The 23373-nt window shown below is 71.0% G+C and carries 24 protein-coding genes; 22 read left to right on the forward strand and 2 right to left on the reverse strand.

Translation table 11 applies throughout. The annotated features are described in order from the left end of the window. Positions 1–121: 121 nt before the first annotated feature. The 9 genes from ACFYOJ_RS31800 (at position 122) to ACFYOJ_RS31840 (ending at position 7645) form a co-directional block, all read left to right on the forward strand. A complete protein-coding gene (locus tag ACFYOJ_RS31800) occupies positions 122–1153 on the forward strand; it encodes a hypothetical protein (protein ID WP_356558771.1) in 1032 nt (343 codons plus the stop codon). A 315-nt stretch (positions 1154–1468) separates the two neighbouring features. Then, positions 1469–1870 carry a hypothetical protein gene (locus ACFYOJ_RS31805; protein WP_356558773.1) on the forward strand — a complete coding sequence of 134 codons (402 nt, stop codon included), beginning with the start codon at positions 1469–1471 and terminating at the stop codon, positions 1868–1870. 100 nt (positions 1871–1970) lie between these two features. Beyond that, positions 1971–2291 carry a hypothetical protein gene (locus ACFYOJ_RS31810; protein ID WP_356558775.1) on the forward strand — a complete coding sequence of 107 codons (321 nt, stop codon included), beginning with the start codon at positions 1971–1973 and terminating at the stop codon, positions 2289–2291. Positions 2292–2349: 58 nt separating this feature from the next. After that, on the forward strand, positions 2350–3006 hold the full coding sequence (locus ACFYOJ_RS31815) for a hypothetical protein (RefSeq protein WP_356558777.1): 657 nt from the start codon (positions 2350–2352) through the stop codon (positions 3004–3006). Between the two features lie 71 nt (positions 3007–3077). Continuing rightward, positions 3078–4250, forward strand: a complete 1173-nt coding sequence (locus ACFYOJ_RS31820; protein WP_356558779.1) for a hypothetical protein — start codon at positions 3078–3080, stop codon at positions 4248–4250. Positions 4251–4910: 660 nt separating this feature from the next. Further along, a complete protein-coding gene (locus ACFYOJ_RS31825) occupies positions 4911–5417 on the forward strand; it encodes a hypothetical protein (RefSeq protein ID WP_356558781.1) in 507 nt (168 codons plus the stop codon). Positions 5418–5504: 87 nt separating this feature from the next. After that, the gene (locus ACFYOJ_RS31830) at positions 5505–5837 is read left to right on the forward strand and encodes a hypothetical protein (RefSeq protein WP_356558783.1); all 333 of its coding nucleotides are present in this window, start codon (positions 5505–5507) and stop codon (positions 5835–5837) included. 422 nt (positions 5838–6259) lie between these two features. Further along, on the forward strand, positions 6260–7246 hold the full coding sequence (locus ACFYOJ_RS31835; protein WP_356558785.1) for a hypothetical protein: 987 nt from the start codon (positions 6260–6262) through the stop codon (positions 7244–7246). Positions 7247–7321: 75 nt separating this feature from the next. Then, positions 7322–7645: a hypothetical protein gene (locus ACFYOJ_RS31840; RefSeq protein ID WP_356558787.1), complete on the forward strand. Its 324-nt coding sequence runs from the start codon at positions 7322–7324 to the stop codon at positions 7643–7645. Positions 7646–8178: 533 nt separating this feature from the next. Here the strand turns inward: ACFYOJ_RS31840 and ACFYOJ_RS31845 are convergent. Further along, positions 8179–8409, reverse strand: a complete 231-nt coding sequence (locus ACFYOJ_RS31845; protein WP_356558789.1) for a hypothetical protein — start codon at positions 8407–8409, stop codon at positions 8179–8181. Between the two features lie 236 nt (positions 8410–8645). Here ACFYOJ_RS31845 and ACFYOJ_RS31850 point away from each other — a divergent pair, with 236 nt between their 5' ends. The 12 genes from ACFYOJ_RS31850 (at position 8646) to ACFYOJ_RS31905 (ending at position 20974) form a co-directional block, all read left to right on the forward strand. Further along, positions 8646–9665, forward strand: a complete 1020-nt coding sequence (locus tag ACFYOJ_RS31850) for a DUF932 domain-containing protein (protein WP_356558791.1) — start codon at positions 8646–8648, stop codon at positions 9663–9665. 96 nt (positions 9666–9761) lie between these two features. Then, positions 9762–10058 carry a hypothetical protein gene (locus ACFYOJ_RS31855; RefSeq protein ID WP_356558793.1) on the forward strand — a complete coding sequence of 99 codons (297 nt, stop codon included), beginning with the start codon at positions 9762–9764 and terminating at the stop codon, positions 10056–10058. 36 nt (positions 10059–10094) lie between these two features. Next, positions 10095–10331 (forward strand): hypothetical protein, encoded by a 237-nt coding sequence (locus tag ACFYOJ_RS31860; protein WP_356558795.1) that lies wholly within the window; start codon positions 10095–10097, stop codon positions 10329–10331. 218 nt (positions 10332–10549) lie between these two features. Further along, entirely contained in the window at positions 10550–11002 is a 453-nt protein-coding gene (locus tag ACFYOJ_RS31865) for a hypothetical protein (protein ID WP_356558797.1), read from the forward strand. A gap of 130 nt (positions 11003–11132) precedes the next feature. After that, positions 11133–11516 carry a hypothetical protein gene (locus ACFYOJ_RS31870; RefSeq protein ID WP_356558799.1) on the forward strand — a complete coding sequence of 128 codons (384 nt, stop codon included), beginning with the start codon at positions 11133–11135 and terminating at the stop codon, positions 11514–11516. A gap of 142 nt (positions 11517–11658) precedes the next feature. Further along, positions 11659–13713, forward strand: a complete 2055-nt coding sequence (gene ligA, locus ACFYOJ_RS31875) for an NAD-dependent DNA ligase LigA (protein WP_388598383.1) — start codon at positions 11659–11661, stop codon at positions 13711–13713. Between the two features lie 187 nt (positions 13714–13900). Further along, positions 13901–14716, forward strand: a complete 816-nt coding sequence (locus ACFYOJ_RS31880) for a toxin glutamine deamidase domain-containing protein (protein WP_356559344.1) — start codon at positions 13901–13903, stop codon at positions 14714–14716. 85 nt (positions 14717–14801) lie between these two features. Further along, the gene (locus ACFYOJ_RS31885) at positions 14802–15095 is read left to right on the forward strand and encodes a hypothetical protein (RefSeq protein ID WP_356559346.1); all 294 of its coding nucleotides are present in this window, start codon (positions 14802–14804) and stop codon (positions 15093–15095) included. A 273-nt stretch (positions 15096–15368) separates the two neighbouring features. Continuing rightward, positions 15369–16640 (forward strand): ADP-ribosyltransferase, encoded by a 1272-nt coding sequence (locus tag ACFYOJ_RS31890; protein ID WP_388598385.1) that lies wholly within the window; start codon positions 15369–15371, stop codon positions 16638–16640. A gap of 188 nt (positions 16641–16828) precedes the next feature. After that, positions 16829–18232, forward strand: a complete 1404-nt coding sequence (locus ACFYOJ_RS31895) for an ADP-ribosyltransferase (protein ID WP_388598386.1) — start codon at positions 16829–16831, stop codon at positions 18230–18232. Positions 18233–18321: 89 nt separating this feature from the next. Then, the gene (locus tag ACFYOJ_RS31900) at positions 18322–18639 is read left to right on the forward strand and encodes a hypothetical protein (protein ID WP_356559085.1); all 318 of its coding nucleotides are present in this window, start codon (positions 18322–18324) and stop codon (positions 18637–18639) included. Between the two features lie 274 nt (positions 18640–18913). After that, positions 18914–20974, forward strand: coding sequence for a hypothetical protein (locus tag ACFYOJ_RS31905; protein ID WP_356559083.1), 2061 nt, complete (start codon positions 18914–18916; stop codon positions 20972–20974). 424 nt (positions 20975–21398) lie between these two features. Here ACFYOJ_RS31905 and ACFYOJ_RS31910 read toward each other — a convergent pair whose 3' ends face one another. Beyond that, positions 21399–21851, reverse strand: a complete 453-nt coding sequence (locus tag ACFYOJ_RS31910; RefSeq protein ID WP_356559081.1) for a hypothetical protein — start codon at positions 21849–21851, stop codon at positions 21399–21401. Between the two features lie 1199 nt (positions 21852–23050). On the opposite strand from ACFYOJ_RS31910, the gene ACFYOJ_RS31915 reads away from it, so the two are divergent. Next, positions 23051–23323 carry a hypothetical protein gene (locus tag ACFYOJ_RS31915; RefSeq protein ID WP_356559079.1) on the forward strand — a complete coding sequence of 91 codons (273 nt, stop codon included), beginning with the start codon at positions 23051–23053 and terminating at the stop codon, positions 23321–23323. The last annotated feature ends 50 nt before the right edge of the window (positions 23324–23373 follow it).

Raw genomic sequence — 23373 nt, forward strand, 5'->3', positions numbered from 1 at the left:
ACGGCACTCCGCCCACGCGTTACCTCCCGCATCTCGTCTCCCATCCCCCCTGATCCCCCGGCGGGCGGCCGTGCCCGCCCTTCCGTTCCCTGCCACCGCTTTTCGGAAGGAACCCTGCTCGATGGCTCACCTCACGGAAGCCGACGTCATGTCAGCCGCCCTCGGTGCTCACGGCTACCCCGCCTACCTCTACGAGGAGGGCGGCATCACCGCGCTCGCCGTGCCCCTCAATCCCACCGTCTGCGAAGGCGACGTCCAGGACCACCCGCATGTGCTCGTCGCTTCCGGGGAGCGGGCCGACCGGCCCGTTGCCGAGCACGATGAGCCGTGGTCGGCTTCTCTCTTCGAAGCGGATCACGAGTTCGTCGACACCGTGTTCGCCGGCGATCCGGCGCACAGCATCAGCGAGGACTCGCGGCGCTGCGCAGCCGCGATCGTCGACTACGCGGCCCGCTACTTCCCCGGCCGCGCGCCCGACCCCGTTCCCGGCTCCGCGCAGCGGCTTCTTGACGCGCTCCGGCGGGCGAAGGTGGCCGGCTTCTACGACACGGAGGAGGGGGTGGTGATCGCGCACCCGGTCCATGTCCCGCAGGACCGCGCTCTGAAGGAGCCGCATGTGCTGCTGCAGGTGTTCACGGCCTCTGACGGCTGGCCGGACGGGTTCAGCGCCGTGGCCTGGAAGCCTGACGGCGGAGTGGACTTCCACGAGGTGGCCACCGTCTTCGAGTCCCGTGGGGTGCCCGGCGCAGACACGATCGACCGTGGTGCGCAGGCCGTGGCCCAGTGGTTCGCCAAGCCGAGGCCCACGGCGGGCGCCGAGCTGGTGCGCGCGCTCGCCGCGCACGGCATCACTCCGGCCGTCTGGGACAACGCCTACGCCGTCCCCCTGGCGCCCGACCTGCCGGCGGAGAGGGTATGGTCCAGCGCCCACCTGTCCATCGCGGACCGGACCGGTTCGACGGGCCACATGCCTGCGGCCCACCGCGGCTGGGTCGTCTTCCGCCACGACAGCACGGGAGAGCCCGTCGGCGACCCGCTCTTCAGCGCACCGGCCGCACACGGCTGGCCCGACTGCACCACGGACTCGGCGCGCGCCGCCGCCTTCGTCGCGGAGTTCATCGCGGCCCTCCGCGCGCCGCGGACCGCCAAGTAGGTTGCCACCCGCCGCCGTAAGGCGTGCTTGGCCCCGGGGTGAGCCATCGCCCTGGGGCCGCCTCGCCCCATGTGCGCCAGGCCCGCGGCGGGTCGCGGGCCGGTCGAGCATGTGCGGGCGCCAAGGGTTCTCGCGCGAGCCCGACCATACTCAGCGCGCGGTGACGCTCTCGGATGCCTGCAGGCGCACCCACACACCATGACCCTTACGGGTTGCCTCATGTCCCTCACTAGGGTACATTTGAGTTAAGCGGCTCGGTGAAGCAAGCACCGCGCCGGAGACCACGGTCACCCGATCCAGCCGAGGAGCCCTCCCATGGCCGTCATCGACGTCGAGTTCTTCCCGGTCATCGTGACCGCCCGCCCGCTCGCCGACTCCCTGGGCTACGCCTATCAGCAGCCTCCGGCCGGAACCGACCCCGCCGAGCTGCGCCTGGTCGCCGCCCGCGACGTCCGGCCGGGTGACTGGTACCTCGGCGACTGCGAGCAGCCGACCAGCGCCATGCTCGGGGTGTTCTGGGGCGTGCACACCCACGCCGCTTTCGAGACGGCACCCGCGACGGACCGTGCGGGCGAGTCGCTGGCCCTGGACGGCGAGTCCTTCGTGTGGCGGCCGGACGAGCTCGTGATGGTCATCCCCGCCGCACGGCTCCCCGCCGCCTCCGGCAGGGCCCTCGACGACTGTGCATGCACCCGGACGCTGGCCCTCGCCGTCTGAGCCACTCGCGCGGCCCGGGGCCACCACATCCCCGCCGCAGGCCAGCCCGCGTTCTCACTCACCGGCCCTCCAGCCGCCCGCCAACAGCCCAGGAAGCTTCGTGCCGATCCCCCGCCTGTCCCCCGGCGACCACGTCCGCGTCACCATCTCCGCGACCGTCAAGCAGCCGGGACCGGGATGTCTCGAGCTCTCCCCCCGCACGTACATCGAGTTCGAGTCCGAGGACGACCTGGACGTCGAAGTCATCGCCGGCCACTTCCGCTGCGGCGACGTCGTCACCGACGGCTCGCGCGCCCTGCTGCGCACCGTCGTCGTCCGCGACAACGGGACCGAGGCGTACTGGACGGCCGCGGACGGCTCCGTCGTGCGGGACGACGAGGTTCGCCCCGAGGCGCTGCGGCTGCTGCTCCGCATCGCCTGACCACCCAGAGCGGGCACACCGGCCAGTGGGCCCGCTCCCCACAAGACGAGAGGTCGTCATGTCCACACCCGCCGGTGCCTTCAGGATCCCTGCCGAGCTGTACGCGCACGACATCACCCAGTACTGCCCGTCCGGCGACTACCCGATCGTCCAGGCGGTCCTCCAGGACGCCAAGCCCGTAGAGGGAGAGAACGCCTACCTCCTGTGCCACCGCCCGGTACGGGAGACCGGCGCCGGGTACGGCGACGGCTTCAACCTGGGCTTCGAGCTGACCCGCGTGGCGGTCGCCCTGTCCAACCTGGTCCACGAGGTCAGCGACGGACGCAAGACCTGGGACGACTTCGCCGAGACCGGCATCACCGAGAAGATGGTCCAGGACACGCGGAGCGCGCTCTACAACGCCCGCGACGTATGGGAGGCCCAGCGCGCCGAGCAGTGCGCCAGGGGGTTCGTATGCGTCGAGCTCGCCCGGTACTGCACCGACGGCACGATCGCCGTGCGGCTTGTGTGCGCATGCTGCTGCTCCCACGAGCCCCGCCGCCTGTTCTACGACGTGACCACCTTCGAGGCAGCCGAGTCGGACCATCGCCTGGCCGCCAATCTCGTGCGGTGGGGCATGCAGCTCACCGGGCCCTTCTGCGACTTCCGGTACGAGACCAACTGGTTCGGCACCACCCGGCGCGCCCCCGTCGCCCCCATCGCCATCACTGAGTGATCACCGGTCGCGCCAAGCCGATCGGCGGGCGCGACCGGATCCTCCTTCTTCCCGCCAGGAGTCACACGATCATGGATACAGAAGCCCTCGACGCCTTCCCCACGTTCCGCCTGCGCTCGGACGGCGCAGAGGCGCACGACGTCCTTGCCGGCGACGGTCGTCGCGTTGGCCAGGTCCTGCCGGTGGGCGGCGGACACTTCGCCCGGGTCGGTGCCGACAGGGGCCCGCGCCGGGAGAGCCTGCAGGCTGCGGGCGGGGACGCCGTCATGCTGCATGTGGCTGGTCACGGTCTTCCGGACGAGCCGGCCGCCGCATACTCGGGCGTGCCTGAGGCGCGCGTCGCCGTCAGTCTCGTCCCGCTTCAGCGCCAGGAGATCGTCGACACGACGGCGCGGGCCTTCACCTTCTACGCGCTGCGCCAGCCGCACGTCGCCGCGATCCTCAGCGGACTCGAGATCGTGGGGGCCGAGCGGGACGCCGTACACAGCCGCACCGGGTGCCGGCGCATCGCTCGGCTGCTTCGCCTGGTTCAGGAACCGGCCCAGGCGCTCCTGGACGAATCGAGAGGCGACACCCGCGAATGGCTTGTGCTGCCGCTGGCGCGGCTGCTGACGTTCTGCCTTCAGGCGCGCGTGCGCCTGGAGGCGACGGCCGAGCAGCCGACCGCCGACCTCCTCGGCCGGTACACCTCACGCCACAGCGCGGATACGGACCTGGACACCCTCCACCGGATCTGGCGTGACCTCCAATCGGCCTGCTCGGTGCCATCCGAACTCACGGGGCTCGACGCGGCCATGACCTCACTCCCCGGAGGCAACTACGCGCAGTCCTCGAAGAGCTGCCGCTCGACGGCCGCCCGCCTCGCGCACGTCCGCGCAGCGGCCGACGAGATCGCAGCGGCCAGCACGTTCGGCGCGGACGGGGTGCGGAGCGTCCTGGTCCGGGAACTGTCCGCTCTCGCCGCCGAGACCGGGGAACGACTGGAGGCCACCGCCCGGGTGCTCGACGACACCGGTCGGCTGGGTACCGTCCGCACCATCGACAACGCGCTCGCCCGTGCTCGGCTCGGCGCGCTCACCGCCGCCGGCGAGCAGTCGGTCCGCGTGGACCGCACGGAACTCGGGCCCGTACGTCGCACCTCCGGTGGAATGTGGGCCGGTCCGGGCATTACTGAGCCGTTCAACTCCTGCGAGGGTGCGGCCGCGGCCCTGATCCTCGCCCACTTCGCGCTGGCAGGCGACTGAGCGCCAGCGCCGCAGGGGCTGATCTGCTGCCCCGGCTTCGCTCCCAGACCCCACCCCAAAGAGACGCAATAAAGGTGACCACACCCCTCACAGAAGTAAATTAATGTTACGAGTTGGGGTGCTCCATCCGAAGGTCGGCGACTCCCGGCCAGGATGGCCGGTCATCGAGAGGGCCACACTCGCGGCCGCCGCACCTCGAGGCCCACCGCCCCCTTGGAGGCCCCATGAACCCTGTCACCGATCACACCCGAGCCCTCACCGCACACCCGGAGGCGCGGGGCCGGCCACTGCAGCACGAGGAGCCCCCTCGACTTCTGGGCGGCCCCCTTGAACCCTCCCCCGCAGATCCGGCCTGCATCGCCGACGAGGCGGGCGTCACGATCGAGCTCCCCCTCGGCACTCACCCACGACGCCCCGCACTCGACCACTGCGACCTCCGACCCCTTTCCGCGGGAGACGCCGAGGACAGGGCCGCGATCAAGAACTGGATGGCAACAACGATGGCGTGACCCTCCACCGCGGCGACATCCTCACGAGGTTCACCGAGAAGCAATAGTTGACACCACCCCCCACATGAGGTACATTAGTAAATAGCTGAACGGGCGATGCAAGCGCCCGATCGGTGGCCACGACCACGCATTCGACGCAAGGAGCTCCGCCATGGGACACACCAACTACTTCGCGTACACACCCAAGGCGGAGAACTTCCGGTCCATCTGGCTGCAACTGCGCCTCGACGCGGCAGCGATCCTGGACCTCGTCGAGCAGACCCAGGGCATTGCCCTCGCTGGCGGGGCGGGCACCGGAGCGCCGCGCATCGATGACGACGCCATCGTCTTCAACGGCCTGATGGCCGCGGGTGAGGACTACGAGACCTTCGCGATCGAGCTGGAGCCGGAGTTCGAGGACGAGCGGGGCTTCACCTACTCCTTCTGCAAGACCGGCGGTATCCGGCCCAAGCCCTATGACATGGCGGTCACCGCCGTCATGCTGCGCGCCCACACGCTCGCCCCCGACTGCTTCGCGATCGACAGCGACGGTGACTGGGACGAGGAGTGGGTGCATGCCCGCGCGATCCACCGGATGCTCTTCGGCGTGGACCCCGGCATGGAGAGCCCGTTCACCTCACCGCTCCACACGATCGGCCCGGTCGCCGCACGCTACTGACCGCCGGGGGCGGGTGTTGCGGAGACCTCAACACCCGCCCCCGGCCAAGGCATTGGGCCCGCAGCACCAGAACAAGGAGAGGCACTCGTGTCCGTGACCTTCACCGCCGACTGGCGGCCGGCCGCCCAGTTCGCCGTCACCTGCGGCTGCGAACGGGCCACGGCGCTCGCCGTGCGGCACGACACGTACGAGAAGGCCAGCGTCGCGGCCCTCAGCACCGGTCCCGCCCGGCGTGCGCTGCCCGGGTGCGCGATGCCCGAGATCTGCCCCGAGTACCCGCTGCACGTCCACGACGTCGATCCGGGCGGCGAGTTCACTCCGGAGGTGAATGTGCCCCAGCGCCACGCGGCGCTCCTGGCGGGCCTGCTCGGCTTCGCCCAGTGGTGCGTCGATCACGGCCGCGACGTGGCCTGGGGCTGACCGGCATGCCTCTCCGCCTGACGCCCCGCCGGCTCACGGCGCTCCGCGACGCCGCCGTCCGACCCTCGGGCAGCATCCACCCGATGCTCGTCAGCGCGGCCGACGTCCGCGCGCTGGAAGAGCTCGGTCTCGCCAGCTTCCTCGATACCTGCGGCCACCTCCTGGGCGCAGCGGACCCCGCTGGTGAGCACCGCGGGCACCCTCACCTGCTCCGGCTGACCGTCTCCAGGCGCAGCGTCGCGGATACGGCCGGCGGACCACTGCGTGCGGAGGGCTCTGGTCACCCCCTTCCACCGCTCGCGAGTGACCCGCAAACTTGACACGTGCCCCCCGAACTAAGAACATTAGAGAACCCTTCTAAGGGGCGGAGGGACTGCCAAGTACCTTCCTGAACTGCCCATACGCCCACCCGGAGTCCCCCCGTGAAGAACATCACCGAGGTCAAGAGGGCCTTCGCAGCGCTGCCCGAGCGCGTCACCGCCGCGCAGATCGCCGAGGCCACCGGCCGCGCACACATCCACAACTGGGTGCAGAACCCCTCGTTCCCTCGCGGCAAGAAGGACCACGGGGGGCGCACGGTCTACCGCGACCGCGACGCCGTCTGGAAGTGGTACGCCTCCCAGCCCTTCGCCCGGCCCGACCGCTCCGGCCCCCGCGACCTGGAGACGAAGGTCATCTCCGCTCAGCCCGCCCAGGCACTGCTGGACACCAGCGAGCTGGCCGACCTGCTGGGCCTGACGCGGCGCGCGGTGAACAAGTACGCCGAACGCTACCCGGCGTCCGAGGCCAAGGACCCCTTCCCGCTGGCCGACGCCGACGGAAAGCGCTCCTGGAGCCAGGTCCGGGCATGGTTCCTGCGCAAGAACGACCCGATCCCGGCAGCGGGCGAGGACGGCGCGCGGAACTGGGCGGACGTCCGCGTGTGGCTGCTGAAGCGGGCCGCCGACGGGTCGGAGCCCGTCGACGGGCGGATCTACCTGGACGAGCTGGGACTCACCATCGGCCAGCGTGACGTCGTCGAGCGGGCCCGGCTCGCGCGTGCGGCCGACACGAGCGTGCCCGTGGAGTGGCTGGCAGAAGTACTCCACCTGGAGGAGCCGGGCCAGGCGGAGTGGCTGGCCGAGCTGCTCGACCTGATGGACGCCGGACACGATGTGCTGCGCCCCCCGGCCCCCTCCCCTGAGCAGGAATCGCGCCGGCTCGGCCCCACCGCACTCGCCCGCAAGTTCGGCCTCAACAAGGAGACGATCAAGCACTACGCCCGCGCGTACACCCCGGAGAAGGTCGACGACCCCTTCCCCGCCAAGGACGACCGCAGCACCCGCGACGTCGCCGAGGTCTGGAACTGGCTGGTCCGCAACCGCAAGCTCTGCCCCGCCGAGCCCGACGGCGCAGCGGCCGACTCCTGACCGCTCAGAGCGATGTCCTGCACCTCCCCGACCGCACTTGCCCTGCTGGGCACCCGAACGAAGAAAGGGCACACCTTGCTCGACGTCGAAGCCGACGCCCCCCTCAGCCCCGCCGACGCCGCGCACACCGACCGGCTCCTGGCCCTCGCGCACTCCCGCGGGATCGACCCCGCCGATCTGGACGAAGCCGTGCACGACGCCGCCTCGCAGTACGCCAGCGCGGCGTACAACTCCACCGACGAGGACGCCATGGACGACGAGGGCGACGAGCTGCACGACGAGGCCGGGCGCAAGGCCGCCGCCATCAACAACGGCGGCCTGGACCGGCAGGTGGCCTACCTGATTGTGCAGTCCGGCCCGGAGGAGACCGAACGCATCATCCGCCAGGCCGCCGCCTGACCTCTCTCATCTCCCACACACCGGCCCCCGGCCCGTGGCCGGGGGCGTTCGTACGGGGCCAGCCCTGTGCGCTGACGCTGAGGCTGGGCGCCCCTGAATACCCCGAAGGTCACGGCGCGACCAGAGCACGGCCGGCGGCACGCTCGTACCCACGTGGTTCTCGGGGCACCGCCGAGCCAGATGGCCCCGGAAGTCGGTCGCGCCCCAAGGCGGGGCCGACAAGACCCATGCGCGGGTCAACGCCGGCGTACCGGCTGATCACTCTGGGGGCGTTGCGGCAGGTGGCACCGGGGACACCACATTTCCCCGCCTGCCGGCACAGCGGAGGCCCGTCCCTGAGGGAACGGGCCTGGATGCGGCGCGGGGCCGCTACAGTAGGCGTGCGCTCACCTTTCCAGCTCGCTTCGGCGGCTGGGCGGCGTGATCGTGGCTAGGGGCCGGACGGCCTTGCAACCCTCTCCTTCACCGGAGGGGGAGACTTCGGTCTGTCGTCCGGCCCCGCTTCTTTTCTCTCCTGGTGCAGCCCTTCGCTGCTACTTGGCCGACTCTGAGCGCCGCTCCTCCTGCGCACACTGCCAGCGCCGCCAGCCGTCCCAGGCCAGCCACACCGTGCAGGCCATCACGGCCGCCACAGCCGTCCATGTCACGGCAACCTGCTGGGCCGCGTTCGCGACCAACGCCACCGCGAAGGCCAGCACGCCGGCGACCACGACCACGCTCACGAACGCCTGGCTCCTCGCCGGCCTCTCCGAACGCCCCACCATGTCCATACCTCCGAAGGCTTTCCTGCGCCACGGGTGAGTGTGCCGCACCCCGTTTCCCGCCGCCCGCCGGTCGACGACTTGTCCACCGGCGGTCCTCTTTTGCACGTGTCCTACGGGACGGGAGCGGCCCCACAGATTGCTTGACCCTTTTAACTTGACTCAAGCGTACCGCGTGAGTTAAATTATAAGTGTCAGGGGGTCGGACGGGATCCCCGCAGACCGAGGAGCTATTGCCTGTGACTGTGCTTGAGACCCCCACCAACGGAACTGCCCTTCGCGCCCCGGGCCGCAAGGACGCCTGGAGCATTCTGGGCGCCGACGTCAGCGAGGCGAACACCGCCCGCGAGGCCCTGGAAATGGCCGATCTTCGCGGCTGGGACGTCCGCCTCATGGGCAACGTCACCGCCAGCGAGGTCACGCTCCACGACGACGGTGTCAGCGCCACCGAGGTGAAGATGCCCGACACCCGCGCCACCGTTCGCACCAACCCGCGCACCGGCGTGACCGAGTACCTCAGCGCCGTGGGCCGCAAGTACACCCCGGTTCAGATCGAGGCGTACGAGAACGTGCTGGACCTGGCCCGCCGCGAGAGCGGCGCCGTCTTCCACAAGGCGGGCGCGTACGACGGCGGCAAGAAGTTCTTCATCTCGATGAGCCTGCCGGGCACCGTGCGCATCGGCGGGGTCGACGAGCACAACATGCACCTGACCCTCTTCGGCAGCCACGACGGCTCCTCGTCCAACTCCCTGCACATCGGCCCGACCCGCCTGGACTGCGGCAACATGCAGAGGATCATCATCGCGGGCGCCAAGCACAAGGTGTCGGTCCCGCACACCGCCTCCGCCCTGGACAAGCTCGTCACGCTGGAGGACGAGCTGGCCGTCCTCTTCGACTGGGAGGACGCCTACGTGCGGGAGGCCGAGCGGATGCTCAACACCCCGCTGACCATGGGCCAGTTCGAGAAGCTCGTCACGAGCCGCGACCTGTGGCCGGTTCCGACCAGCCCGACCCCCCGCACCCGCAAGAACTACGAGGAGCGCATGAACACCCTGCGCAGCCTCTTCGAGAACGCGGCCACCCAGGAGAGCATCCGGGGCACCGCGTGGGCGGGCTGGAACGCGATCGGCGAGTACCTCGACCACTACGCCAAGGCGAACTCCCACTCGGTGCGCGCGGCGCGGTCGCTGTCCGACACCGGCGCGGTCACCAAGAAGAAGACCGCCGCTCACCGCCAGCTCCTCGCCCTGGCCGCCTGACCGGCCCTCAGACCGGCCGCCGGGAGCCCCCACCCCACCCGCTCCCGGCGGCCCCCTCCCCCCAGCTACCGAAGCGACCGAAGCGCGGAGAGTCCTTTGTCCCCCGACGCCGAACACGATGCCTCCCTCTACGGGCACGGCGTCAGCGACCACGAGGACGGCGTCCTCGTTCACATCGCGGCCGGCCCCTGGCTGGTCCGGCACTGGGCGGGCAACCCCGACAGCCTCTGGGCCGAGGACCGCCTCAGCTACTGGATCGCGTCCGCGTGGGCGCGCTGCGGGCGCGGCCTGACCTGGAAGTCCGGGCCGCCCGTCGAAGGCGGCCCCCGCCCGTGCGGCATCTGCGGCCCTCCAGGGCCACCACGACCGGCCATACGGCCTGACCTGGCCTGACCCCTCCCCGCAACTCAGCAGACAGGAACCAGAACCATGCTCGTCCTGCTCGACGTGCCCCACGTGGACACTGCCGACAGCCGCGAGGGATTCAGCAAGGGCGACCGCGTCAAGCGCGTCGGCGGGCACACCCTGCCCCCGGACGGCGTCGTACAGGGATGGTCGACCCTGGAGTACGCCCCCACTGTGTGGCGGTGCACCGTCACCTGGGGCGGCCGGTACATCGGCCGGTACGAGGCCCACGAGATCGAGCACGACCACCGGTCCCGGTAGCCGAGGCCCGGCAGAGCGGACGCGCCCACGCAGAGTGCACTTCCGCGCGGCACCTTCCAAGCCTCGATGCTCGCCCGGGGCCGTGCGTGGCGTGACCTGCCTTTCCAGTCCCCCGCTGGCCGCCGGTGCCCCTCCCCTGACCGGTCACGGGTGCCAGACCCGTCCCTGGCGCCCGTGGCCCCTCTTCCACCCCGCCCTCACAGTAAGGAACCGCTCCTATGGCGACCGCCAACGGAATCCTCAACGGACTGAAGGTCGAGTCCTTCGACTTCGCCGAGACCCCCCGCAGCACGCCGGAGGACCGCCGCTACTACAAGGAGGTCCTGGAGGTCCTCCTGGAGGACGGCTCGGTCGTCTACAACTGCGTCTGGCCGGAGTGTGAGTTCACGCGGCCGTCCGCCAGCGGGGTGTGGCCGCACACCAAGGTCCACAAGCCCCAGACCGAGACGCCGAGCAAGGCCCCGGAGCCCGCGGAGATCGACGTCACCGGTCTGACCATCGCCGAACTCGTCGAGCGCGCGCAGTACGCCATCCGGTACTGCTCGGAGCGCGACGCCGCCCTCAAGGAGCTGTCGAAGGTCTCCCGCGAACTGGAGAAGTGGAAGCCGCGCGCCAAGAAGGCCGAGCAGGCGCTCAAGACCATCCGCAACGCCTTCGCCGCAGCGGCATAGCCCGCGGGCATTGCGGGGCGGGCGAGTGGTTCTCCCTTTCCGCCCCGCTGCCTGACCCGTGCCCAATGCTGCTGGCTGGGGCAGGCCGGCCGCCGCCCTGACCTCACCGGCTCCTGAACGGAGGCCGCTGATGCGCCTTGCTGACCTGCCCGCGGGAGCCGTCATCATGACCGGCTCCGTCGTCGCCGTCGTCGAAGCCTGCGAACTGCGCGAGGACGACCTCCTCGACGTGAACGGGGCCGCAGTCACTGTGACCGGCACCGATCACCACGAGATTCCGGGTATCACCCGGCTCTCGGTCAGCTACCGCCCGTACGACAACGACACCATCCGCACCGAACGGTGGACCGTGCCCGACACCACCCGCTTCACGCCGCGTCAGCTGCTGCGTACCGGCAAGGTCACCTGCGGCCTGTGCGAACCGGTCACCAGCGCCCACGGCGTCTCCCTCGGCCGCGTCACCGAAGGCTGGGTCCATGCCTGGATCTGCGCCCAGCACCTCGAACTGGCGTAACCGCCCCGGCTGCGCCGCGCCCGTTCGTGCCTACGGGCTGGCGCACGGCCATCACCGGCGACGTACACGACTTCCGGGTCCGTCACCCCGGGGCAGCCCGCTCGGCTGCCCTGCCCCCGTCCCCTTTCGAGAGGAAACCCGCATGACCACTGCACTCGCTACTCCCCTGGCCGACCTCACGGCGTACAACACCGCGGTGGACACCGCGCTCGACGCCTGCCGGACGTACTACGGGGTGGGGGACACCTCCCTGTCCGACGCCGCGTACGACGAGCTGGCTCGCCAGATCCACGCGTACGAGCAGGCCCACCCCGAGCACGTGCGGGAGGACTCCCCCGTCGGCAAGGTCGGCGGCGGCGCGGTGAGCGGCGACGTCGCCCACACCGTGCCCATGCTGTCGCTCGGCAACGTGTACTCGCCCGAGGAACTCGTGAAGTGGCAGGCATCCCTGTCGCGCCGCCTGGGCGGACCGGTGCGCGGCGGGTACGCGGTGGAGGCGAAGCTCGACGGGCTGGCCGTGGCCGCCCGCTACCGCAACGGCCGTCTGGTCCAGCTGATCAAGCGCGGCGACCACGCGATGGGGGAGGACGTCTCGCACGCGATCGGCGACATCGTCGGCCTGCCCGAGACGCTGTCCGTGCCGCTGACCATCGAGATCCGCGGCGAGGTCCTGCTGTCCCGCGCCCAGTTCGCAGCGGCCAACGAGATCCGCCGCGCGCACAAGGCCAAGCCGTTCAAGAACCCGCGGGCTGGGGCGGCCGGCACGCTGGCGGCCAAGAACCGCCCGTACCGCATCGAGCTCTCGTTCTTCGCGTACGGGGCCGTCGAGCTGGACGGCCTCCCGTTCGCCCCGACCGTGTCCACGCACGAGGCGCTGCTCGCGCAGATCGCCCAGGCGGGGGTGCAGACCACCGCCGACTCCGCCGCCGGGCTGCGGGTGTACGCCACGCTGGCCCAGGCGCAGCAGCGGGTCGACGAGATCGCCGCGATGCGTCCGGACCTGCCCTTCGGGATCGACGGCGTGGTCGTCAAGGCCAACGCGTTCGCCGAGCAGGAGGAGGCCGGGAACGCCAGTGATCACCCGCACTGGGCCACCGCCTTCAAGCTGCCGCCGGAGACGGCGAGCACCCGGCTCGTCGGCATCGAGTGGAACGTCGGCAAGACCCGCATCATCGCGCCCCGCGCCGTGCTGGAGCCGGTCGAGTTGGACGGCAGCACGGTGGAGTACGCGACGCTGAACAACCCGCGCTTCATCCGTGAGCTGGGCGTGAAGATCGGGGACACCGTGATCATCGCCAAGGGCGGTGACGTGATCCCGAAGGTCCTGAGCGTGGCGGCGGACAAGCGCACCGGCAACGAGAAGCCGGTCGATTTCCCCTCGTCGTGCCCGCAGTGCGGCGGCGACGTCGACACCTCCGGCGAGCGGTGGGAGTGCGCCGAGGGCATCAACGGGACCTGCGGGGCGCTCGCCGGACTCATCTACGCGGTCGGCCGCGAACAGCTGCACATCGAAGGGCTCGGCGACACCTACATCGAGGCCCTGCTCGACATGGGCGTCCTCGGCGACGTCGCGGACTACTTCACCCTGACCGAGGAGCAGCTGACCGAGGCCACGGGGTCCGCGAAGCGGGCCAAGACCGTGCTCGGCGAGATCGCCAAGGCCAAGGAGCAGCCGCTGGACCGGGTGCTGTGCAGCCTCGGGATCGTGCGGACCGGCCGGTCCGTATCGAAGGCGCTCGCTCGTCAGTTCGGCACCATGGACAAGGTTCTGGCCGCCGACGTCGAGGCCTTGGCCCAGGTGACCGTGCGGGTGAACAAGATCGGCTCCGCGAACGCGGCGAAGATCGCCGCGCACCTTCAGGTGCTGCGCCCGGTCATCGCGAAGTTGAAGGCCGCGGGCGTCACCATGACGCAGCCGGACGCCCCCGCGAAGAACACCTCCGGCCCGCTCGCCGGGGAGTCCGTCGTGGTCACCGGCGGCATGACCGGTCCGCTGGCCGGGCGCAACCGGAGCGCGATGAACGACCTGATCGAGGCGGCGGGCGGCCAGCCCGCGGGCAGCGTCAGCAAGAAGACGACCATGCTGGTCGCAGGGGAGAACGCCGGGTCCAAGCTCGCCAAGGCCCAGCAGCTCGACGGCATCAAGATCCTGGACGAGGAGACGTTCGCGGCGCTCATCGCCGAGCACCTCTCCTGACCCACCCCCCTTGCGGAGGCGGGGCGGCCCTACCGGCCGCTCCGCTTCCTTCGCGTTCCCGCCCCTCCCCCGGTCGCCCCATCGCCCGGTCGTGCGCCGGGGCGGTGCTCGACCTCTATCCACAGGCCGCCCGATCCAGTCTGCTGCGCGAACGGCCAGGCAACTGGCCCGGAGCAGGGGAGCAGATGTGTGCAGATCACTCGCCCAGGGCGGCCGGCGCTGCAAGGGGAGCAGCCTCGCGGTGCGGCGGGCCCGGTATGCCACCACCACCTCCGCGGCCGCCAGGAACTACCAGCAGGCTCTGGACGAGGGTGAGGTCGACTACGGCGGACCGGCATGGCGGGCCCGCCGGCGGGCCGAGTCGAGCGCCGACCGGGCCCGTGCCGCAGCGGAGGCGGGGGACCACGACGCGGCTCAGCGTGCGGCCCTGGATGCCAAGAACCAGATGAATCACGCCGCCTTGCTGGCCCGGAGCCATACCCAAGGGAGCGTCGCCCGGGCTGCGGCGGCGCGGCGCACGAACAAGCAGGTCGACCAGGCGCTGCATGCCGTCAACCCGAAGTACCAGCCGGGCGTGCAGGCGTACTCGATGAACTGCAGTCACGTGGCGCAGGCGTACGAGCTGCGCCGGCGCGGGATGGACGTCCAGGCCGGCCCCGACTCCACACGCGGTCGGACGGTGTCCGAGCTCGCGCAGGCGTGGGGCGGCAGTTTCACCCATTGCGACAGCGGCACCGCGGATGTCGGCCGTTCCGAGATCGAGCGCGCGTTCAGCGAGCCGGGTTCCCGTGGCATGGTCGCCGTGTGGTGGAAGAACGGCGGTGGGCACGCTTTCACCGTCGAGAACGTCGGGGGCAAGATCCGGTTTGTCGACGGCCAGCCGACCCCTCCGGTGACCGACGCCGCGCACTACTTCTCGCTGGCCAAGTCCAGTGCGTACATGCGCCTGGACGACAAGCCCACGCCGTCGAAGAAGACGCTGGAGCGCTTCATCGCGGACTAGACAGCGAACCCGCGTTATTGCAACTTGACATATACCCCCCGTCAGAGTACATTAGTGATATCAGATACGAGGATAGGACTCCCCCATGACCATCACGTACGAGCAGGCCCGTGACCGGGTGCGTGCGGAACTTGCGCCTTCCTGGAGCACCGGCACGTTCGCCATCGACGACCGGACGATCGTGGAGAACGACGACATGTACGTCTTCGAGGTCGGCGCGCGCGAGTTCCTCAAGGACCAGGACCCTGCCTTCCAGATCGTCGGCGGCGTCACCGTGGTCTACAAGGAGACCGGTCGCGTCGATTCCCTCCCCTCCGTCCAGGTCGCGCTCGACCCATCGATCCAGCGCCGTCCCAACCCGGAGCCGCTGTTCAGCTGACCCGGCTCGAGCCCGGGGACGTCTTCGATCCTCAACCCGCTGAGGCGGGGCAGCCGCACGCGGCTGCCCCGCCTTTCTGCGTCCGCATCCTCGCCGGCGCCCCGCCGTGAGCCCCACCCCCTTCGGTGACCCGCGGACTCTGTCCACAGGCCGCCCCTTTCAAGATCACGCGACCGCCGGACGGATGTCCGCGCGGTGAGCGGCTGAAGGGAGCGGGGCGTGTGCAGGGCGATCTCGAATGGGGGCCGGCGGTGTACGTCCTCGCAGCCAGCCATGCGCGCGGCGCGGCGTGCGGCCTCCGTGCATCTGGGCAAGGCCCTCGCCGAGACCGGCGACCCCGACGCGCAGAGCGCGTACGCGAACGCGCAGGCGTGGGCGGTGCGCACCAAGGAGGCGTTGGAGGCCGGGCACGACGACCGGGCGCGGATGTACGCGGACAACGCGAAGAGGTGCGCGGCTGCGGCCCGTGCGTACGCCCGCGGCAAGCAGCCCAAGGAGCCCTACCCGGATGCCGGTGATCCCAGCGCGGTGAACGCCGCGCCGCCTCCGCGGCCCCCGGAGCAGACCCGTGCGGCTCGCGCGTTGGCCGGGGCGGCGGGGATCGGCGGGCGGGCGCGGGTGCTGCCGCCGCGGGCCGACGGCGGGCAGACGACCGCGTGGAACGACGAGGGGTTCGGCGGTGCGGCGACCGTCTACCCCGGTGAGGGAGACGATCCCCCGTACGCCCGGGTCGTGTTCAGCCGGCTCGACCGCGACCGCTACCAAGCGCTCGCCGACTCGCCCTGGCCGTACCGGACCGAGGACGGGCAGGTCATCTACGACCGGGTCCCGGTCGACCACGCCGAGCAGATCATCCGCGCGGCCGCCTCCCGCCGCGCCGCCAAGCCGTGGGAGCGGCACGGGCTTTCCGGGGCCCTCCACCGCGACGAGCTCGATCCCGCCGAGGCGGCAAAGCTGTGGCCCGAATCTCAGACGTGGGCCGGCGGCCTCAACAACAGCCAGCAACGGTGGGTCAAGAGGTACACGGGCAAGGACTACCGGGCGATCAACCAGCACCTATACGAGGGGAGGAGCCTGGATGAGCGGGCCGGCCATCTCAAGGTGAAGATGCGCACGGTCACCAAGCACTTGGACTCCGCGATCGACTCGGCCGGAGTGGCCGAGACCGCACACCGTGGGTACCGGGGCTTCACCCCGCCGCTGGAAGTCCTGGCCGGCAACCGGGTCTCCTCGTGGGTTCGGGAGAAGTTCGTGGTCGGCGGCACGTACCGGGACGACTCCTACATGTCCGTCTCGCACGATCCTGCGGTGGCGACCAGGTTCGCCAGGACCTTGGGCGCGGACCACGGGGTGATCTTCGAGACGGTCAGCCGCCGTGGTGCGGCGGTCGCGTCCGTATCGAAGTACGGCAACCACGAGCGGGAGCGGCTGATGCCCCGCGGCATGGAGTGGACGGTCGTCGGCGTCCAGGAAGGCGTCTCCATCGGCAACCGGAAGTACATGGTGGTCCAGCTCTGCGACACCCGGGACAGCCACCGCTACTGACCCTCTGCCCTGCTGCGCTGGGCCGGACCCGACCTCGGGTCCGGCCCAGCGTCACGTGTGCCCGCGCCCCGCGCCCTGTTTCGGCTTGATCACCGGACTCTGTCCACAGGCCACCCCTTCCAAGATCGCGTTGCTGCCCGCCGGGGCAGCCCCGCAGGCCGCGGGCGAGCAAGGGAGGGCGCTTTCCGGTGTGCAGGTCGCAGTCGAAGGGCGGGCGCAGGTGCGGCTCGTCCCACCCGGCCGTCCGGGCCGCGCGCCGCGCTGCCTCGACCGCGCTGCGCAAGGACGTCGCCGCGGCCGGCCCCGGGCACCCCGCGCTCGGCGCGTACGCCACGGCCCAGATGTGGGAGGCCAAGACCCGCCAGGCGGTGGAGAGCGGTGAGGACGAGCAGGCCAAGCTGTACGCGGACAACGCGAAGCTGGCCGCGGCCGCGACGCGCACCATGCTCGCCGACCGCAAGCAGACCCCCCGCTACCCCAATGCCGCCGCGGACCCGCGCGTCGCGTGGGCGATGCCCGCGCGGACTCCCGAGCCGGCCGAGGACGACTGGGGTGCGGCGCAGATGCCGGAGTACCCCGAGCACGTCCGTGCCGCCGACGCGTTCGCGCGGGCCAGCGGTGCGGGCGGGGCCGCGACGTTCGTGCCGCGCGCCGACGGCGGGCAGACGGTGGCCTGGCGCGGCGACGACTTCGCCGGCTCCGCGACCGTGTATCCGGCCGACGGCGATGAACCGCCGCACGCCCGGGTCGTGTTCAACCGGCTCGACCAGGGCCGCTACCAGGCGCTGGCCGACTCCCCCTGGCCCTACCGGATCGAGAACGGGCAGGTCATCTACGACCGCGTCCCCGCCGATCACGCCGAGCAGATCATCGCCGCGGCGCGCAGCCGGCAGGCGGCCCGGCCCTGGGAACGGCACGGTCTGGGCCGCGATCCGTACCGGCACCAGCTCGAGGAGCACCGGGCCGGAGCCCTGGTCCCGGAGTCGGCGGCGTGGGCCTCCAACCTCAGCTCCGAGCAGCACCACTGGGTCAGCACGTACACCGGCTCGAAGTACCGGCAGATCAACGCCCACCTCTACAGCGGGCGCGATCTCGACGAGCCTGCGGAGAAGATGGACGTGGCGATGCGGGTGGTCACGGAGAACATCAACGCGGCAATCCGCTCGGCGGGCACGGCCGAGGTCCCGCACCACACCTTCCGTGGGTTCACTCCCCCGCTGGAGGTCCGCAAGGAAAACCGGGTCGCGCAGTGGGCGAGGGAGAACTTCCCGGCCGGCAGCCGCTATCACAGCCCGTCGTTCCTTTCCTCGTCGCACTGCCCCAACGTGGCCGCCGCCCCCTATTTCGCGCGGACCGACTGGGAGGACGACGGCCGCTCGGGGCAGGCCGACCACGCGGTGGTGTTCGAGATGGTCTCCCGCCGCGGGGCAGCAGTGGCACAGGTGTCCCAGTACGGGAATCTGGAGCGGGAGCGGCTGCAGGAGAGCGGCTCGAACTGGGTTTCCGTGGGCATCCAAGAGAACGTGACGATCAGGGGCCGCAAGTGCGTCGTGGTCCAGCTCGTCGACATGAACGAGATCCCCCGCCACTGAGCTGCTTTTCCGTATTTCTTGACAAAGTTTAATAATCCATGTAGGGTGTATTTCAGGGTGAGGAGCACCCCCAGACCCCGGAGGACGACATGACAGACCGGCAGCAGCCCACCCCCCGCGACTCGCGGTTCGCAGACCAGCCGGCACTGCGGCCGGTCGGACCGCTCCCGAAGGTCGGCCCGCGCCCCAGCTTCGACGAGCTGGTGGCGCAAGCCGACAGCCGGAACTACCAGCCGCTCACCGCGCACCTGGACGACGCCGCACGCGACGCGCTCGGACTGCCGGCGGCGCCGCAGCCGGTGACCGTGGACGCCGAGCTCGTCGGCCGCATCCGCGACTACTACTTCGACCGCCCCGACCAGATCGCCCAGCTGCCCGACGCGATCCGCGACCTGATCAGTCTCTGAGCGTCCGGCCACACCGAGCCCCAAGGACGGACGGGTACAGCCTGGCCACGACCTTCAACAGTGCCGCACCGGCCTCCCTGCCCGCGGAGACTGCCCTCCATACCGGTCACGCCGTACGCGTCACCCGCCCCTGACCGCTCAGGTCCCGTCGGCGCGGCCCCCGCGCCGGAGTCGTCCCCGCACTCAGCCCCGCACGGGCGCGCGCCTGCTCCCGGTCCACGGCGAACACCCCGCGGCGCCCGGCGGCTCCCCGCCCCCGTGCAGGCTCCGGCTGATGTTCCCCGGGCCCGTCCTGAACTCCATCGACCAGAAGGAACGATCCACCCGCCGCCTCATCGACATCTCCCTCGCCGAGTTGGCGCCCGCCTGGAGTCGCGCGCTGCGTCGCCCGCTCCTGGCTCGCGAGGTCGCCTCCCACTGGGCTTCGCGGGAGCCGACGCTCGCCGAGCTGGCCGGTGACGAGTCCGCGCTGATGGCGCGCCCGCACGGGCCGGTCTCCCGGCGCCCGCAGATCGTGCACGTCCGCTCGACGAAAGGCGGGGTCGGCTGCAGCACGCTGAGCGTCCAGATCGCCTACGGGCTGACCCGCGCCGGGCGCACCGTTGCGCTGGTGACCGACGACGCGATGCTGCGGCATGTGGCCAAGGAGGCGGCCGACGATGCGGCGGTGTGGCACGAGCCGTTCACCCCGGCAGGAGGCGGCCGGCTGCTGGCCGCCTCGCACGGTTACTACGGGGAACACCTGGACGTGCGCGCAGCGGAGGCGACGGGCCGCGGTGACGTCGTGGTCCTTGACGTGGGCGGTCGCCCGCCCGCCGAGCTCGCCGATCTGCCGGCCGCCGACCTGACCGTGCTGACCGACTACTACCGCGCCCGGGACTGGGTGAAGGTCGACGTCATCGACCGCAGGCCCGAGCAGATCCGTGTCTTCGCCGCGCTCGACGAGCGCTTCGCCCGGTGGTGGCGCCCCTCGACGGAACAGCTCGACGCCGACCGGCTGCGTACGGCGCTGGACCGGGAGTTCTTCTACTACGCCATGCTCCGACTGTCGGCCCCTGACGAGGTCGACGTGTACGACGTCGCCGATGCCGATGACGTCGAGGAGTGGTGGGACTTGGGGGCCGACGGGTCGCCCGGACACCCCGACGATGTCCTACCGCCCGAAGACGGGGCACCTCTGGACCTGTGGCGCCGCCACTTCCTGGACTTCATCACCCCCGAGGGGCAGCGCCGGCACCCGGACAGCTGGGACGCGGTGCGCGACACCTGGATCACGCACAACCGGCGGCGCAATTTGCAGCGCCTCAGCCCCGACGGGGATCCCATCGAGGACCTGGCCGTGCAGGCGTCCGAGTTCCTCGCTACCGTGGCATCCGAGGGCGACCTACAGCCGCGCGCGGCCACCGTTGAGGAGCAGGAGACGTGGCGCACCGCGAAGCTGACGCGGTGGCTCGACGCCCAGTTCAACGCACACCTGCGCCACGATGCGCCGTACCTGCCCCGGTCGGCGGCGGAGACGCTGAAGGCGGTGCTGGACGCCCGCTTCCTCAACCACGGGCCGCACAAAGCCGAAGGGTTCGCGGCGCTGGCCGACGAGGTGACGGGTGACGACTGGTGGGATGCGACCGCAGCCGCCCGGTCCCTGGACGGCGGCGTCTTCCCGTTCCCGCCCGGCCCTGACAACGATGCGGACGTCCGGGAGCAGAGGTGGGCCGCCTTCCTCGCGGCGGTCGAGGACGAGGGGGCCCGGCGCCATGGCGAGGTGTGGTCCGAGGTCCGCGCACACTGGGTGGAGCACCACCGCCGCCTGGAGCGGGACAAGCGTGCACCGTTCGCGCCTGCCGAGGAGGAGCTTCCCGAGCTGCGTCGGCGGTTCGCCGCTGCCCTCGCCCCGATCACGGCCGCGGAGGTGGACTGGGGATCGGTCATCGGCCAGTGGGTGGCCGGGGTGCGCAGTGACGTCGCGCGGGTCCGTGACTTCGACGACCGTATCGAGCGCCGTCAGCGGCCCGCCACCGGCGAGGAGACGGCCGCCGCCCTTCTGCGCGGTGTTCGTGCCCTGGGCCTTGATCCGCAGATGCCCGTGGTCGTGATCACCAACATGTACCGGCCCATGGGCGGCCCTGAAGCGGTCGCCGAGACGGCTGCCGCTCTGCGCGGCCACGGCGTGGTCGCCCTGTGCACGGTGCGCCAGCTCAAGGCGTTCGAGGGGCTCCTGTTCGCGCCCTCGACCTGGAACGATGAGCGGGTCAAGCTGGTCCAGGAGGAACTCGGGGCGGTGCTGAGCAGCGCCTTGAAGGACGGCCGGGATGCCTCGGCTGCCAGGCGGGGATGACGACGGCCGTCGGCTGCTGGCTTCCGGGAGTGTCTGCCGTGCCCGCCATCCGTGCTGGAGGCGAGCGGGGCTGGCGGGTGGGTGGGACGCGGCGCGTGGTCAGCGGCGTGCCCGAGAGGTGAGCAGGTCGGCCGCCACCACGGTCAGGCGGTTGGCGGCGGCTTCCCGGCCCGAGGGCTGGGTCAGGCACTGCAGGTTTTCTCCTCGTGCCGGGTGATCGTGCAGGTCCGGCAGGACGGTGAGGGCGGGGATGCCCTCGGAGCGTAGGGCGTCGCGGAGGGCGGCGAGGTGGTGCTGCTCGTTGTCGAGGGCGTTGTCGACGTGCGCGATCGCCAGCGCAATGGGGGGGCGGCCGGCTCGTTCAGGTGGGCGAGCAGAAACCCCACGGTGGCGGCCAGGTCCCCAGGCTGGATCGTCTCCTCGATCAGGTGCTGCCAGGAGGTGACGCTGTCCTTGCGGGTGCGGGCGTCGGCTGCTGCCACCGGGGGTGGTGCTCCTGCCACGTCTGCTCGCCCCAGCGGGCGACGGCGATGGGGGCGGCCTCGCGGAGGACTTCCACGGTGAAGGCTTCGTCGACGGTGCTGCCTGGAAGGTCGAGGCTTCGGTTGTGGTCGATCCACACGGCGGCGACGGCGGGCCAGGTGCCCGGGTGGCGGGTTGCCCCTTCGGGGACGAGGAGGGTCAGGAAGTCCTGACGCCAGATGTCCAGGAGCTCGCCGTCGAGGTCCTCCGGCAGCGGCTCGTCTTCGTCGTCTTCACCGTCGGGGTCAGGGGCGGAATCGGGTTGGAAGTCGTCCCACCAGGCGGCGGTGTCCTCAGGGCCGTCGGCGTCGTAGACGTCGAGGTTGTCGTCCGAGACTCGATCCCAGACGTACATCTCGAACGTCTCGTCCAGGAATCGGAGGAGCTGGGAGTGCGTCGCGGGCTCGGGCGGTGAGGTAGCGGGTGTTGAGCCAGTCCCACACCTGCGCCCAGTCGGGGCGCCGGTCGAGGACCTCTGTGCTTCCCCATACGGTCGGGTCGAGGTCGGTGAGGACGACGGCCGCGTCCGCGCGGCCAGATGCCGTAGCTGGAAGACCGTGCCGGCGTCGAGAACCACGGTGTCGTGCCTGCGGACTGCATTGGCGAGGAGTGCCGAGGCGTCGGGTGCGCTCAGGGAGAGCCATGGCGCGCAGGGTGCCCGGGTCCGGCAGATCGGGCAGCAGATCGTGCCACTGTCCCGACTGCGGTGTCGTCTTCAGGATCCGGTGGAGCCCGTTTGGGTCGTCGGCGCCGAGGAAGGCAACCGTGGCGCCGGTGCGTGCCAGGGCCCCGGCGAGGGTGAGCGCGGTGGTGGTGCAGCCGAGACCTCCCTGCCCGCGGGAGCTGGTCACGGCGATGACGCCTCGGGCCGGGCCTCTGGCCGGGCCGACAGGGCGGGCCGACAGGGCGGGCAGCGATGCGCTGGGGCTTGGGGCCATCCAGCTGCCCGGGCTCGGGCGCGGTACGGGACCAGTCCGCGTGTCTGGCCGGCGCGGCGCAGAGCGCGGCTCCACAGTGCCGTCTCCTCGGACGGCAGGGTGCCTGCCAGGCGGTCCCATGCCTACCGCTCGCCGGGCTGCGGGGTGCACGTGGGCCACGGCGGTTCGAGGCCGACGGCCAGGATGTGGCCCTCGGTCTGCTGCAGGATGGCCGGTCGGGCGCGCAGGGTGAGGTGGGCGCGGTGGCCGGGGCGGGCCAGGAGCAGCGTGTCGGTGCGGCTGGGGTGGGGCGGGCCCGCAGTCCCGGGATGCCGCCGATCCCGCTGTCGGTGCGGACGAAGGCGGCAGTCCCTGCCCGAGGGACCCCATAGCGCCCGCCTCGGCGTGCTTGCGCCGTTCCCGCCAACGGGCGGCCGGCATCCCTCTCGAGAGCGACGCGTTCGGACGTGGCGCGTCTGAGGGGTCTGGGGCCGTGCCCACGGCCGTGACACGGCAACGTGGCGGCCCCTACGGGCCTTCCTCCCCCACCAAACTCGACCTTTTTTCACATTGCTTGACTTTGTTTAGTGATGTGTGAGATCATAATTCTTGACGGCGTTAAGCGTTAGGGGAGAACATGGCCACGAAGAAGGACCTGAACCAGCTCCGGAAGAAGGCGGAGAAGCAGGGATTCCGATTCATCGAAACCAAGAGCAACCACTACAAGGTGTTCCTCGTCGTCTCCGAGGCCACCGCCACGCAGGAGGAGGTGCTGAAGTTCGTCACGACGATGCCCAGCACCCCAAGTGAGTACCGCGGCCTGAAGAACGCGAAGGCGGACCTCAAGCGCTTCGGCTTCGTCTGCGAGACCGAACGCAAGGGCAAGCCCAAGCCCCAGCGCACTCACTGACCGGCCGGGGGCGCCGGGGACACTCCCGGCGCCCGGCCGACCGCGCCGTC

It is taken from the genome of Streptomyces sp. NPDC006384 (genome assembly GCF_042870695.1).
GTDB lineage: Bacteria > Actinomycetota > Actinomycetes > Streptomycetales > Streptomycetaceae > Streptomyces.

What these genes read in the sequence shown, in the direction of transcription:
- ACFYOJ_RS31870 (WP_356558799.1), top strand. Translation starts at nt 11,133, where the DNA reads ATGCGCCTTGCTGACCTGCCCGCGGGAGCCGTCATCATGACCGGCTCC.
- ACFYOJ_RS31800 (WP_356558771.1), top strand. Translation starts at nt 122, where the DNA reads ATGGCTCACCTCACGGAAGCCGACGTCATGTCAGCCGCCCTCGGTGCT.
- ACFYOJ_RS31825 (WP_356558781.1), top strand. Translation starts at nt 4,911, where the DNA reads ATGGGACACACCAACTACTTCGCGTACACACCCAAGGCGGAGAACTTC.
- ACFYOJ_RS31910 (WP_356559081.1), bottom strand. Translation starts at nt 21,851, where the DNA reads ATGTACGTCTGGGATCGAGTCTCGGACGACAACCTCGACGTCTACGAC.
- ACFYOJ_RS31815 (WP_356558777.1), top strand. Translation starts at nt 2,350, where the DNA reads ATGTCCACACCCGCCGGTGCCTTCAGGATCCCTGCCGAGCTGTACGCG.
- ACFYOJ_RS31860 (WP_356558795.1), top strand. Translation starts at nt 10,095, where the DNA reads ATGCTCGTCCTGCTCGACGTGCCCCACGTGGACACTGCCGACAGCCGC.
- ACFYOJ_RS31805 (WP_356558773.1), top strand. Translation starts at nt 1,469, where the DNA reads ATGGCCGTCATCGACGTCGAGTTCTTCCCGGTCATCGTGACCGCCCGC.
- ACFYOJ_RS31900 (WP_356559085.1), top strand. Translation starts at nt 18,322, where the DNA reads ATGACAGACCGGCAGCAGCCCACCCCCCGCGACTCGCGGTTCGCAGAC.
- ACFYOJ_RS31820 (WP_356558779.1), top strand. Translation starts at nt 3,078, where the DNA reads ATGGATACAGAAGCCCTCGACGCCTTCCCCACGTTCCGCCTGCGCTCG.
- ACFYOJ_RS31865 (WP_356558797.1), top strand. Translation starts at nt 10,550, where the DNA reads ATGGCGACCGCCAACGGAATCCTCAACGGACTGAAGGTCGAGTCCTTC.
- ACFYOJ_RS31915 (WP_356559079.1), top strand. Translation starts at nt 23,051, where the DNA reads ATGGCCACGAAGAAGGACCTGAACCAGCTCCGGAAGAAGGCGGAGAAG.
- ligA (WP_388598383.1), top strand. Translation starts at nt 11,659, where the DNA reads ATGACCACTGCACTCGCTACTCCCCTGGCCGACCTCACGGCGTACAAC.
- ACFYOJ_RS31845 (WP_356558789.1), bottom strand. Translation starts at nt 8,409, where the DNA reads ATGGTGGGGCGTTCGGAGAGGCCGGCGAGGAGCCAGGCGTTCGTGAGC.
- ACFYOJ_RS31905 (WP_356559083.1), top strand. Translation starts at nt 18,914, where the DNA reads ATGTTCCCCGGGCCCGTCCTGAACTCCATCGACCAGAAGGAACGATCC.
- ACFYOJ_RS31885 (WP_356559346.1), top strand. Translation starts at nt 14,802, where the DNA reads ATGACCATCACGTACGAGCAGGCCCGTGACCGGGTGCGTGCGGAACTT.
- ACFYOJ_RS31890 (WP_388598385.1), top strand. Translation starts at nt 15,369, where the DNA reads ATGCGCGCGGCGCGGCGTGCGGCCTCCGTGCATCTGGGCAAGGCCCTC.